We start from the raw sequence: 12,005 nt of genomic DNA on the forward strand, positions 1-12,005 counted from the left end.
ATGCAAATCGCTGAGACTTAGGGGCCTGATCAACCTTTATCGCTATCCCAGCCTCCTCCCAGTGCTTTGTAGATCGCAACGATCGCACGGTATTGATCGGTTTCGCCGAGCGCCTGAGCATCCTCGGCGTTGAGGCGCTCACGCTGTGCGTCCAATAACACTAGATAATCCACGGTCCCTTCTTTGTATTGGATGGCTGCCAGATCAGCTGCTGCACGGCTCGACTCACTCTGCCGGATCAGCGATAGCAGCCGTTGTTGGCGTTTTCCGTAATCACTGAATGCGTTCTCCGACTCTTCCAAAGCCAGCAAAACTTGTTGCTCGTAGGTGGCCAAGGCGCCTTCGGCGTCAGCGTCGGCACCACGAATGCGTGCGCGAACGCTGCCCAAGTCAAATGCCGCCCAGGTGATGCTTGGTCCGAGCCCCCAGGCTCTGGCAGCACTGGAGCCAATCTGCGAACCTCGACCAGCGGTGAAACCCAGAAAGCCGCTCAAGCTCACCCTCGGAAACAGGTCTGCGGTGGCCACGCCGATATCCGCAGTGGCGGATGCCAGTCTGCGTTCGGCAGCGAGCACGTCCGGACGCCGGCGCAGCAACTCGGCTGGATCACCGACTGGCAGCGCTTTCGCGATGGCCGGCAAATCCGCAGGGGCCAACGATACGCTCAATTTATCCGGGCGCTCACCCAACAGCGTGGCGATGCGGTTTTGCTGCCGCACCTGCTCCGCTTGTAGCTGCGGAACAGTTGCCTCGACAGCAGCCAGACGCGCATCGGCCCGTACTACATCGAGTTCATTTCCGACTCCGGCATCACGCAGACTAACTGTCACAGTGCGCGAGTCCTGTTGGTTCTTCAGGTTCGCCAAGGCGATTTTTTCTCGCAGTTGGGCGCCGCGCAGTTGTCCGTAGGCGTCCACCAATTCGGCGATCATCGTCACGCGCAATTGGTATAGATCGGCCGCTGCTGCGCCCTCCTGCGCATTACTGGACTCCAGTTGACGCTGGATACGCCCAAACAGATCGACTTCCCAAGCCATGTCCAAACCAAGATCGTAACGTTCCTGATTGACTCGGCGCTCCGTTTGGCCCGGCACTTGAGCCCGCCCTTGCTCGCTGCTAATACGGCTTGTGACCACCGGCAAATTGTCATTGCTGACGTCATCGCGTATCGCCCGTGCCGCTTTCCAGCGTGCGAACGCAACACGAAGATCGCGGTTACCTTGCAAGGACTTGCTCACCAACTGATTGAGCGTGGGGTCATCGAACTGTTGCCACCATACCGTTTCAAATCGCGACTGATCGTACTGGCTGGTGTGCGCTGCCGCGATCGTCGCGGGAGCGGTATCGGGTGCCTTGTAGTCCGGACCTACCGTGCAGGCAGCGAGGGCTAGAACCAGAAGGCTGGGTAAAAAAAGCTTAAGAGTGTTCATCAGTGTGCCTCCGGATTCGAAGCGTGGGTTTGCTCAGCCTTGGCAACCTTGCGGGCGTTTTTGCGTTCGATGTAGCGACGGATCAACACGAAGAACACGGGTGTCAGTAGCAAGCCGAAGAAGGTCACGCCGAGCATCCCGGAGAACACCGCAACGCCCATAGCACGGCGCATTTCCGATCCGGCACCGGTCGATGTCACGAGCGGAATCACACCCATGATGAACGCAAACGAAGTCATCAGGATCGGGCGCAGACGCATACGGCAGGCTTCAAGCACCGCGTCCAGTGGCGACAGCCCTTGATCCTGTTTGTCCTTGGCGAACTCAACGATCAGGATCGCGTTTTTGCACGCCAGGCCCACCAGTACGATCAGCCCAATCTGGGTGAAGATATTGTTGTCGCCCTTGGAGATGATTACCCCCGCAATCGCCGACAACAGGGTCATCGGTACAATCAGAATCACCGCTAATGGCAGGCTCCAGCTTTCGTACAGTGCTGCCAGTACCAGGAACGCCAACAGTACGCAGAGCGGGAACACCAGCAACGCGGTGTCGCCGGACAAAATCTGCTGGAAGGTCAGGTCGGTCCACTCGTAGGTCATGCCGTTGGGCAGTTCCTCCTTGAGCAGTTTTTCTATCGCAGCCTGAGCCTGGCCGGAGCTGTATCCCGGTGCCGCGCCGCCGTTAATTTCCGCTGTGATAAAGCCGTTGTAGTGCATCACCCGGTCCGGGCCGGAGGTGGGCGTGACCTTGACGAAGGTCGCCAGCGGGATCATCTCGCCACGGTCGTTGCGCACCTTCAACTGGCCGATTTGTTCAGGCTCCTGGCGGAACTGCTGTTCAGCCTGAACGTTGACCTGATACGTGCGACCAAATCGGTTGAAGTCGTTGGCGTACAGCGAGCCGAGATAGACCTGCAAGGTATCGAAAATATCGCTGATGGCCACGCCGTGAGTCTTGGCTTTCTCGCGATCGATGTTTGCTTCGACCTGCGGAACGTTGACCGTGTAGCTGGTGAACAGGTTGGCCAATTCCGGCACCGAGCGGCTTTTGGTGATGATGTTCATGGTTTCCTTGTACAGCTCGTCGTAGCCCAAGTTGCCCCGGTCCTCGATCTGCAAACGGAAACCACCGATGGTACCCAGGCCTTGTACCGGTGGTGGCGGGAACACCGCAATGTAGGCGTCCTGGATGCCGCCGAACTTGGCGTTCAGCGATGCGGAAATCCCCATCGCCGAAAGGCTCGGGTCGGTGCGTTCTTCGAAGTTGCTCAACCCGATGAACGCGATACCGGCGTTCGGGCTGTTAGTGAAGCCGTTGATCGACAGGCCCGGAAACGCCACGGCGCTGTCGAAGCCCGGTTCGTTCATGGCGATGGTGCTCATGCGACGGATTACATTTTCAGTGCGATCCAGGCTGGCGGCGTCTGGCAATTGGGCGAAGGTCACCAGGTACTTCTTGTCTTGCGTCGGCACGAACCCGGTTGGGGTGGTGCTGAAGCCCATGTAGGTCATCGCGATCAGGCCAGCGTAAATCAGCAACGCAACGCTACTGCCCCGAATGATCTTGGCTACTGCCACCACATAACCGTGGCTGGCCTTTTCGAAGAAGCGGTTGAAAGGTCTGAACAACCAGCCACCTAGCAAACGATCGAGCACTTTCGAGAAGCGATCCTTCGGCGCGCCGTGGGCCTTGAGCAATACCGCCGCCAGTGCCGGCGAAAGGGTCAGCGAGTTGAATGCCGAAATGACCGTCGAGATGGCAATGGTTAACGCGAATTGCTTATAGAACTGCCCGGTAAGGCCAGAGATGAACGCCGCCGGTACGAATACCGCACAGAGCACCAATGCCGTGGCGATGATTGGCCCCGTCACTTCGCCCATGGCTTTCTTGGTCGCTTCGATCGGCTCCAGCCCGCCCTCGATATTTCGCTCGACGTTCTCCACCACCACGATCGCATCGTCGACCACGATACCGATGGCCAATACCAGTCCGAACAGCGACAAGGCGTTGAGCGAGAATCCGAGCAGGTGCATCACGGCAAAGGTACCGATCAGCGAAACAGGCACCGCGACCAAGGGAATGATCGAGGCGCGCCAGGTTTGCAGGAACAGGATCACCACCAGCACCACGAGAATCAGGGCTTCGAACAGGGTGTGGACCACCGCCTCAATCGAGCTACGAACGAAGATAGTCGGGTCGTAGACGATCTCGAAATCCATACCTTCCGGAAAGTTTTTCTTCAGCTCGGCCATTTTCGCCCGCACCTGGTTAGAGATGTCGATGGCGTTGGAACCGGGGCGCTGGAAAATCGGCATCGCTACCGCTTCCTGGTTGTTCAGCAAGGCGCGCAAAGCGTACTGGTTTGAGCCGAGTTCAACTCGGGCGATGTCCTTCAGGCGCGTTATTTCGCCGTTGGCACCGCTGCGAATGATCACGTTTTCAAACTCTTCTTCAGTGACCAGCCGTCCCTGGGAGTTGATCGACATTTGGAAACTGGTGGCATTCGGCGCCGGTGGCGCACCGAGTTGCCCAGCAGCGACCTGACGGTTTTGCTCACGCACCGCGTTGACTACATCAGTTGCGGTCAGATTGCGCGAGGCGGTCTTGTTCGGGTCGAGCCAAATACGCAGTGAGTAGTCGCCCATGCCGAACAACTGCACGTCGCCGATACCGTTCAGACGGGCCAATTCATCCTTTACATTTAGGATCGCGTAGTTCGACAGGTAGAGCATGTCGTAGCGCTTGTCCGGCGATACCAGATGCACCAGCAACGTCAGTTCAGGCGAGGCTTTGTCGACGGTAATACCGATGCGCGTCACTTCTTCCGGCAGCTTTGGCTCGGTGCGGGTCACGCGGTTTTGCACCTGAACTTGGGCGTTGTCGAGATCGGTGCCGAGGGCGAAGGTCACTGTCAGAGTCAGGCGACCGTCAGCGGTTGATTGCGAGGACATGTACAGCATGTTCTCTACGCCAGTAATGGCTTGCTCCAGTGGAGCAGCCACCGTTTCCCCAATAACTTTTGGGTTGGCACCCGGATAGTTGGCGTGGACCACCACGGTCGGAGGAACCACCTCGGGGTATTCGCTGATGGGCAATTGGAACAGCGAGATAGTGCCAGCAATTAAAATCAGCAGAGACAGTACGGCGGCGAAAATTGGCCGCGTAATGAAGAACTGGGAAAATTTCATGTCAGATCTCCATTAACCGCGAGGCGAAATCGCAGTTTCCGTCTTCACCAGTTCGGGTGATTTGACAGAGACGGGCGACTGGATGACGGGACGATTACTGGCTTCAATTGCCTGACGCTGGCTCGCCAGTGTGGCAACCGTTTCCGGGCTAGCCATTGGCGCATCCTGCGGATCAATCACCGCGCCAGGACGAACGCGTTGAAGGCCGTTGATGACAATGCGATCTTCTTTCTGCAAACCACTGCGAACGATGCGCAGCCCCTCAAGCTTTGGCCCCAGATCGACGCTGCGATAGACAGCTTTGTTGTCTTTATCGACGACCAGCACAAACTTCTTGCCGAGGTCAGTCCCCACCGCTTCGTCTTTGATCAGCAAGCCGGGGTAGGCAGCGCTGCCGACTAACTTCAAACGGGCATACAGTCCGGGGGTGTACTGACCGTCAGCGTTATCGAATACCGCGCGGCCGCGAATAGTGCCGGTTTTCGAGTTGACCTGGTTGTCGACAAAGTTCATCTGCCCAACGTGGCTGTTGCCCTCCTCGTTTGACAGGCCCATGTACACCGGAGTGGCTTGACCGCGCTGTCCTTGGCGGGAAAGCAGACTGTATTTAAGGAACATGCGCTCGTCAGCATCGAAATAGGCGTAGACCTTATCGGTGGAGACAACGCTGGTAAGCGGCGTGGTGTCAGCGGTGACGATGTTGCCGGCGGTGATTTCCGCCCGACTGACTCGACCGGTGATCGGTGCGGTAACGCGGGTGAAACTGAGGTTCAAGCGTGCGAGATCCAACTGCGCCTGAATGGCATCGACACCGGCCCGCGCTTCTTGTGCAGTGGTAGTGCGAGTGTCGGCTAACTCTGCGGAAATCGCGTTGCTGCTTAACAAGCGCTGGCCGCGCTGAGCTTCATTGCCTGTGCGAACCAAAGTTGCTCGGGCTTGTTGCAGCTGCGCTTCGATGCGATGGACTTCATGTTCGAACGGACGTGCATCAATCTGAAAAAGCAAATCACCTCTTTTTACCAGCGCACCATCGGTGAAGGCCACACGGTCGATCTGACCCGAAACCCGAGGACGAACCTCGACGGTTTCTGGCGCCTCCAGTCGAGCGGTGACTTCATCCCACTCGGTGATGGGCTGTTCGAGCACCTTGGCAACGGTGACGTGTGGCGCTGCTGAAGCCAACGCTGCATCAGGTGTGCGGTCACACGCTGCCAGAACTGTCAGGGCCAACGCAGCAAAAGGATAACGCAAAGGTTTTAGTGACTGTTCCATGGGATGTGTCCGCCAGACGGGTTTAGGGATTTCTGGATTCTCGGCCTCACGCGAGGCCTCGACGAATTGAACGGAGTGAACTTAGGTATCACTATTAATGATAGGCATCATGTTTAGAGCCGAAAGAAGAATTGGCCCTGTTCAACCCTTGGTATCCGCAAGAGCAACACAAACAGAATCAAGCGCCGGGCCCAGCATTTGCGCTGCACTTAAAGCTCTAGGCGTTGGCACCATTGTGCGACCATTGCGCTCAAACAATGGGTCGTTGAACAGCCTACGAAGTCGGATCAACGCAGCGCTCACCGCTGGCTGGCCGAGCGATAGTCTCTTACCTGCACGAGTTAAGTTACGTTCCTGGATGAGCGTTTCGAAGACAACAAGCAGATTCAAATCGATACTGCGCAGCTCATTACGTTTCATGGGACAGATCCCCGTATAGATTTGACTAGAGTCGCAGACTCGGGACGCACCTAGCATCGCGGAGGCCCGATAGACGTTCGTCTACGACGTTATATGATCACCGTAATCAATGCTAGCATCGTAGCAAACCGGTTCAAGCAGGTTCGCCTGTCCTAGAGGAACACCTCATGAAAGTCACGAAAGAACAAGCGGCGGCGAATAAGGAGGCGATCCTCACCGCTGCATCCCGCCTATACCGCGAAAAAGGTATAGATGGAATTGGAATTGGTGAACTCTCACGATCAGTGGGTCTGACCCATGGCGGATTTTACGGACAGTTTCCTGGCGGAAAGGAACAGCTAGCATCGGAAGCCGTCAGCAGAACATTCGAGTCAAACATCCAGGAGTGGCAGAGCGCAAAATCCATCTCGGAACTCATACAGGGTTACTTGACGCAAGCGCATCTAGATAACTGGATGGAGGGCTGCCCCATCCCCGCTTTAGGTGCAGACGTCGCTCGCACTGGCGGTGCAGTCAGCAGTGCGTTTACCAAAGGTATTGAGGACTTGATTGAAACGCTGATGGCGCTGGTCAAAGGCGAAACTCATGACGAGAAGTACCGGGAATCTCTTCGCATACTTTCCTCAATCGCTGGTGCAATGCTGATTGCCAGAGCGCTGGACAGCCCTCAATTATCTGAACAGTTCTTGCAGTCGGTCATCAGTGGCTGGCCTGCCGCGCCTGAAAAAAAGAGCGGGCTGTAAAGCGCCGCTCAAAGGATGAAAACTAAACCCCGAAGAACATCATATGAGTCTTCCTGGGCTTATCAGGTATGGAACGGCACCCACATCATCTTCACTTCGACATTCAGTAGGCCTGACTTAACCGTTGGATCGTCAGTGCCGATCTTGATGGCTTCTTCGAGGTCAGCGGCCTTGAAGATCGTCATGCCACCGTCTGCCAGCACACCGTTGAGGCCACCGGCTTTCTCCATGAACGGCCCGCTGAGCACGGTGAGACCTTTCTCCTGCATTTCGATCATGTAGCCCACGTGATCCATGAACCCAGGCTGTTCGTTGTACTTAACGCCTTGAACCCAGTTCGGGCCCGGCGATTGGAAGGCGACAAAGTAGTGCGGGCCGTTTTCGTCAATCATGATTGTTACTCCAAAAGGAAAATGGGGGATTCAAAAGCGATGTGCTGTCAGGTATGGAATGGGACCCACATCATTTTGACTTCGAGGTTTAGGAAGCCGGACTTGACCGTTGGATCGTCGCCGGCGATTTTTTTTGCGTCTTCAAAATCAGCGGCCTTGAAAATCGACATGCCGCCGTTTGCCAACACTCCATTGAGCCCGCCCGCCTTTTCCATGAAAGGGCCGCTGAGCACAATCAGCCCCTTCTGATGCAGTTCGATCATGTAATTCACATGAGTCATAAACTCAGGTTGTTCGTTGTATTTCACGCCCGGTACCCATTTCGGCCCTGGGGTGTGAAAGGCTACAAAATAGTGTGGCCCGTTTTCGTCAATCATCGTTTTGCACTCCAGAAGGATAGTTTGTTTAGAAAGAATGATTATTGGGGGAGTAAGAAGTCGTGCCCGGCCAGAGGGCCGCCGGCCTGTTGCATTTTTCCACCTTCCTGGAGTCCACCGAGATCGACGGTGCGAAAGCCAATTTTGTGAATAAACTCGGTCACGAATTCTTTGGCTTCGCTGTCATCGCCTGACACGAACAGCACCCTTCGGCCTTGGTTGTGGACGGGGCCAGCATTGAAGTTAGCCATTTCAAGATTGTTGAACGCCTTAACCACCCTCGCTCCCGGTGCCAGTTCGGCAACAAATTCACTCGCGCCACGCCCTCCAAGGTCGTCAAACACCCACTCGGGCGTTGTCTCCAAAAACGGGTTAGTAGCATCAATTAGGATTCGGCTGTTCCAAGCTGGCAGTCCGTTGAGAACTGTCTTGATAGTTGTCCAAGGCGTAGCTAGCAGCACCACTGGTGCTGCGGCGGCTTCGGCGAGCGTGACGACGGAAGCCTTAGGCCCCAACTGCGACAGTGCATCGCCCAATTTAGTCGCTCCGCTGCGATTACTCAGCAAGACCTCATGGCCCTGATCAATCGCGTGCTTAGCAATGGACAGCGCCACAGTGCCCGAGCCCAACATCCCAATTTTCATAAAAGCGACCTCATAAGCGATGCGTTAAATCGGGGGAAATGTTTTTTGGAGTGATCACTCCGATATGCAATACTATGGCGATGGAAATCCCCTCGTCAAGGAATATTGGAGTGATTGAACCAAAATTATCTGAACCCAAAAAACGTGGTCGCGGGCGGCCATCGAATTTCGACCGGGCGATTGCCGTACACCAAGCAATGAAATTGTTTTGGGAGTCGGGCTACGAAGGCACATCCTTCGAAAGCCTGATTGCGGTTATGGGAATCAGTGCGTCGAGCTTTTACAACTCGTTTGGGGGTAAAGAGCAGCTCTACGCAGAGGCGACTAATGCCTATCTGGCAGCGTCAGGTGAGTGGTTTCTCGGCATCTTGAATGATGCGACTGACACGCGAACCGCCTTCAGACGATTGATGGAGGCGACCGCTACTGAGTTCACCCGAGACGATCTACCCTCTGGCTGCATGATTTCCGTAGCATGCGTTCACGTTCCTCCGGCGTTGCATTCGGTTCGCGAAATGATGACCGAGCACAGATCGATGGCACGCCATGCAATGGAGGCGAGGATTCAGCGCGGCATCGATGAAGGTGACGTGTCCGCCGACACCAATGTCAAAGCATTAGCCGCCTACTTCAATGTGCTGGCCCGAGGATTGGCTGTGCAAGCCAGAGATGGTGCAACTTCTGACCAACTTCTGGAGATCGTGCAGGTCGCCATGCAAGCGTTTCCAGCTGGCCCAGAGCTTTAGTCTGGCCCTCTAAGCCACGGATTGTTCTGGAACTCTTCCACTAGGAAATCCACCATCACGCGGGTCTTCTGTGGGATCCAGGATGAGGCAGGCATCACCGCATAGATGGGAACGAAAGCGGCGTCGTAATCTGTCAGGAGCCTAACCAATCTACCGGCCTCCAGATCCTCGCCGCAGGCCGACAATGGCGCTCTCAAAACTCCAAGCCCTGCGATCGCGGCTTCGCAAAGCGCTTCAAACACGTTCACCCGATAGGATCCCTGAACTTCAACCGACACTATCTCACCGTTGACATCGCTGAACGTCCACTCGAAAGGCGTCGGGTTGCGCAGGTAAATCAGGCACGGTACGCGAGCCAAATCGCGAGGATGAAGAATCGCTGGATGGTCCTCCAGGAACGCCGGCGAGGCTACGGTGACCGGTTGCAGAGCACCAAGTTTTCGCGCTTGGTGAGAGCTATCTTTCATTTCGCCAACGCGGATAGACACGTCTACGCCATCGCGAATCAGATCTGTCGCCGAATCACTCAGGAAATGCTCCAACACAATGTCGGGGTAGCGCTGGAAAAAGCGCGGCAGTAACGGAGTCAATTGCTTTCGCCCGAGCAGAATTGGTGTAGCGATACGTAAGGTGCCTGAAGGCGTCTGACGGGTATTGAATACATCTCCTAAAGCCATGGCGTATTGCTCAAGAATAAGCTTCGCCTGCTCATAAAACCGCTCACCGGCATCGGTCAAAAACAACCGGCGGGTGGTACGTGAAAATAGCTTCGCCTGTAACTGTTTTTCCAAATCGGTAATTTGCTTGCTGACCGTAGATTGACTGATCGACAGCTCAATCGCCGTGCGCGAAAAGCTGCCGATCTCGACAACCCTCACGAAGATTTCTAACGCCGAAAATCTGTCCACACCGCCCCTCTACCGCTGTCATACCCGGCCTGCATATATATTCCGGCCGGCGATAAATTTTATCGCCGGCCAACCAATTATCACTTTTGAACCGCTCTATTAGTCTGGCTCTGCGCAACGCCCTTAACATTCAGTTTTATGGAGTCAGTCATGACCATCAGCATCTACGGCGACAGTGGTTCCGGCAGTTTTCGCCGCGTATGGACCGCTGCAAAACACATGGGCATTCAGTTCGAACATATCCCGGTCGACTTGTTGAAAGGCGAAAGCCAAGCGCCGGAATTTCTGGCGATCAGCCCGGTCGGTCGCGTACCGGTCTTGGTCGATGGCGATATCGTCATCTCCGAAGCTTCGGCCATCAACCTCTACTTGGCGGAGAAGTTCGACTCGCCGCTGTTGCCCAAGGGCACCGCCCGGTATGAAACCTTGCAGTGGATGTTCTGGTCCGCTGAACACTGGCGCGTATTTTCGTCCTACCTGTTCAACGAACGCATCGGCAAACGCGTGATGGGCGTGGCGGAAGACCCGACTATGGTCGAGTTCATCTTCACCAACATCCGCAGCAACGCCGCCATGCTCGACAAACACCTCGAAGGCAAAAAATACATCGTCGGTGACCAGGTGACGCTGGCGGACTTCGATATCGCAGCACCGTTCTCGCAGATGGCCAGAACCAAAACGCCGTACGATGAATTCCCGAACATCATGGCTTGGCAGCAACGCCTGCTGGATGAAGTTCCGGCCTGGAAAGAAACCAAAGAGCTGCTGGACGACCGCATGGACCGCGCGTTTTCCGCGTTCGGTATCACGTTCTGATCTGACTGTGCGGGGGCGCCGAACATCGGCGCCTCCTCAACCAAACCGTCAGTGAGCCCCGTTGATCTCTAACAACACCTTGCCGCCTTTTTGAGTGTGGACGATGGCGTCCTTAAAGGCTGCCAGCGGATACACCTTTGCAACCGGTACTTGCAGACTTCCGGATCTGATCAACTCGACCGCTTCATGCAATATTTCAGGCACTTTCACCCTGAATGCGGGTTTGTTCTGATAAAAGTTGTGCATCGTGATGCTCTTTCTCATCAGCGGCCTGAGATCTCCCGGTGCAGACATGTCGCCGCTCATTTGTGCGTAGTTGACCAGCGATCCCCCAGCCGATAACGCGCTAACCAATCGCGCAGTCGCCACTCCGCTGATGCCGCAGAGCGCCAAGCGCACTGCACCGTCACCGACCATGTCTTGAACGCGCTCAGTCGCATCATTTTCATCCACCAAAACAATGTCTCCACCAGCCGCTTCCACCTCAGCGACTTGCTCCTGTCGCCGCACAAAATTGACCGTCCGTAACCCGCGCCCCTTGGCGATGGCGATCACCGCCCTACCCACCCCGGAGTTCGCGCAATTCTGCACCACCCAATCGCCGGGTTTTAGGTCAACGAATTCACTCAGCAAAAGTGCCGCTGTGGGCGGATTGATACGCAACATGGCGAGCTGCTGAATATCCGCGTCCACGGGCAAAGCGAAGAGATCTGCGGCGGGAATGACCATCCGCTCGCGCCAGGTAAAGCTATAGAGCGGTGGCGTCACGCGATCCCCGACCTTTACATTGTCCACGCCCGCTCCAACGACCAACACGATACCAACGCCTTCGTTGCCGACAACACTCGGTAATGGCGGATGCACCGGAAACTTACCGCCAAACAACAGTAAATCGTTGTGGTTAACTGGGGCGAACTCTAGACCGATCAGCACCTCGCCCGGTCCGGGTGGCGGTGGCTCAGCGATGTCGACCAACTCCAGACTTTCGAGGGGGTTGCCGTAAGCGTTGATCTGGATCGCTTTCATGTGGGAGTACCTGCGTGAGGGTTTAAATGTCCATGCCGGG

12 protein-coding genes are annotated in these 12,005 nt (G+C 55.8%); 3 read left to right on the forward strand and 9 right to left on the reverse strand.

Annotated elements, in window-relative coordinates:
* Nucleotides 1-29: 29 nt before the first annotated feature.
* The 4 genes from ACA049_RS17420 to ACA049_RS17435 all read right to left on the reverse strand — a co-directional run bounded on the left by ACA049_RS17420 (nucleotide 30) and on the right by ACA049_RS17435 (nucleotide 6,313).
* On the reverse strand, nucleotides 30-1,430 hold the full coding sequence (locus tag ACA049_RS17420; protein WP_212621877.1) for an efflux transporter outer membrane subunit: 1,401 nt from the start codon (nucleotides 1,428-1,430) through the stop codon (nucleotides 30-32).
* Complete coding sequence (locus ACA049_RS17425; RefSeq protein WP_348127048.1) at nucleotides 1,430-4,621, reverse strand: efflux RND transporter permease subunit; 3,192 nt, start codon at nucleotides 4,619-4,621, stop codon at nucleotides 1,430-1,432. Before ACA049_RS17425 ends, ACA049_RS17420 begins: the two co-directional genes overlap by 1 nt.
* Nucleotides 4,622-4,633: 12 nt before the next feature.
* Nucleotides 4,634-5,893 carry a multidrug efflux RND transporter periplasmic adaptor subunit MexE gene (gene mexE / locus ACA049_RS17430; protein ID WP_348127051.1) on the reverse strand — a complete coding sequence of 420 codons (1,260 nt, stop codon included), beginning with the start codon at nucleotides 5,891-5,893 and terminating at the stop codon, nucleotides 4,634-4,636.
* Between the two features lie 141 nt (nucleotides 5,894-6,034).
* Complete coding sequence (locus ACA049_RS17435) at nucleotides 6,035-6,313, reverse strand: LysR family transcriptional regulator (protein WP_092280725.1); 279 nt, start codon at nucleotides 6,311-6,313, stop codon at nucleotides 6,035-6,037.
* 167 nt (nucleotides 6,314-6,480) lie between these two features.
* On the opposite strand from ACA049_RS17435, the gene ACA049_RS17440 reads away from it, so the two are divergent.
* Nucleotides 6,481-7,056, forward strand: a complete 576-nt coding sequence (locus ACA049_RS17440) for a TetR/AcrR family transcriptional regulator (protein WP_150734413.1) — start codon at nucleotides 6,481-6,483, stop codon at nucleotides 7,054-7,056.
* Between the two features lie 62 nt (nucleotides 7,057-7,118).
* Here ACA049_RS17440 and ACA049_RS17445 read toward each other — a convergent pair whose 3' ends face one another.
* From ACA049_RS17445 to ACA049_RS17455, 3 genes are read right to left on the reverse strand one after another with little or no spacing between them, the layout of a single operon-like run.
* Nucleotides 7,119-7,448 carry a YciI family protein gene (locus ACA049_RS17445; protein WP_092280721.1) on the reverse strand — a complete coding sequence of 110 codons (330 nt, stop codon included), beginning with the start codon at nucleotides 7,446-7,448 and terminating at the stop codon, nucleotides 7,119-7,121.
* Between the two features lie 47 nt (nucleotides 7,449-7,495).
* A complete protein-coding gene (locus tag ACA049_RS17450; protein ID WP_092280719.1) occupies nucleotides 7,496-7,825 on the reverse strand; it encodes a YciI family protein in 330 nt (109 codons plus the stop codon).
* Nucleotides 7,826-7,866: 41 nt separating this feature from the next.
* Nucleotides 7,867-8,469: an NADPH-dependent F420 reductase gene (locus ACA049_RS17455; protein WP_348127059.1), complete on the reverse strand. Its 603-nt coding sequence runs from the start codon at nucleotides 8,467-8,469 to the stop codon at nucleotides 7,867-7,869.
* A gap of 110 nt (nucleotides 8,470-8,579) precedes the next feature.
* Between ACA049_RS17455 and ACA049_RS17460 the strand changes: the two genes are divergently transcribed.
* Nucleotides 8,580-9,215: a TetR/AcrR family transcriptional regulator gene (locus tag ACA049_RS17460; protein ID WP_348127062.1), complete on the forward strand. Its 636-nt coding sequence runs from the start codon at nucleotides 8,580-8,582 to the stop codon at nucleotides 9,213-9,215.
* Here ACA049_RS17460 and ACA049_RS17465 read toward each other — a convergent pair.
* The gene (locus tag ACA049_RS17465) at nucleotides 9,212-10,123 is read right to left on the reverse strand and encodes a LysR family transcriptional regulator (RefSeq protein WP_150734415.1); all 912 of its coding nucleotides are present in this window, start codon (nucleotides 10,121-10,123) and stop codon (nucleotides 9,212-9,214) included. The genes ACA049_RS17460 and ACA049_RS17465 overlap by 4 nt on opposite strands.
* Nucleotides 10,124-10,273: 150 nt before the next feature.
* On the opposite strand from ACA049_RS17465, the gene ACA049_RS17470 reads away from it, so the two are divergent.
* Nucleotides 10,274-10,939, forward strand: coding sequence for a glutathione S-transferase family protein (locus ACA049_RS17470; RefSeq protein ID WP_212621873.1), 666 nt, complete (start codon nucleotides 10,274-10,276; stop codon nucleotides 10,937-10,939).
* A 48-nt stretch (nucleotides 10,940-10,987) separates the two neighbouring features.
* Here ACA049_RS17470 and ACA049_RS17475 read toward each other — a convergent pair whose 3' ends face one another.
* The gene (locus ACA049_RS17475; RefSeq protein WP_497328529.1) at nucleotides 10,988-11,965 is read right to left on the reverse strand and encodes a zinc-dependent alcohol dehydrogenase family protein; all 978 of its coding nucleotides are present in this window, start codon (nucleotides 11,963-11,965) and stop codon (nucleotides 10,988-10,990) included.
* Nucleotides 11,966-12,005 lie beyond the last annotated feature (40 nt).

The sequence above is a fragment of the Pseudomonas sp. LBUM1662 genome (assembly GCF_059695915.1).

Coding starts and splice junctions, on each gene's coding strand:
- ACA049_RS17445 (WP_092280721.1), bottom strand. CDS start 7,448: ATGATTGACGAAAACGGCCCGCACTACTTTGTCGCCTTCCAATCGCCG.
- ACA049_RS17425 (WP_348127048.1), bottom strand. CDS start 4,621: ATGAAATTTTCCCAGTTCTTCATTACGCGGCCAATTTTCGCCGCCGTA.
- ACA049_RS17440 (WP_150734413.1), top strand. CDS start 6,481: ATGAAAGTCACGAAAGAACAAGCGGCGGCGAATAAGGAGGCGATCCTC.
- mexE (WP_348127051.1), bottom strand. CDS start 5,893: ATGGAACAGTCACTAAAACCTTTGCGTTATCCTTTTGCTGCGTTGGCC.
- ACA049_RS17475 (WP_497328529.1), bottom strand. CDS start 11,965: ATGAAAGCGATCCAGATCAACGCTTACGGCAACCCCCTCGAAAGTCTG.
- ACA049_RS17435 (WP_092280725.1), bottom strand. CDS start 6,313: ATGAAACGTAATGAGCTGCGCAGTATCGATTTGAATCTGCTTGTTGTC.
- ACA049_RS17420 (WP_212621877.1), bottom strand. CDS start 1,430: ATGAACACTCTTAAGCTTTTTTTACCCAGCCTTCTGGTTCTAGCCCTC.
- ACA049_RS17455 (WP_348127059.1), bottom strand. CDS start 8,469: ATGAAAATTGGGATGTTGGGCTCGGGCACTGTGGCGCTGTCCATTGCT.
- ACA049_RS17470 (WP_212621873.1), top strand. CDS start 10,274: ATGACCATCAGCATCTACGGCGACAGTGGTTCCGGCAGTTTTCGCCGC.
- ACA049_RS17450 (WP_092280719.1), bottom strand. CDS start 7,825: ATGATTGACGAAAACGGGCCACACTATTTTGTAGCCTTTCACACCCCA.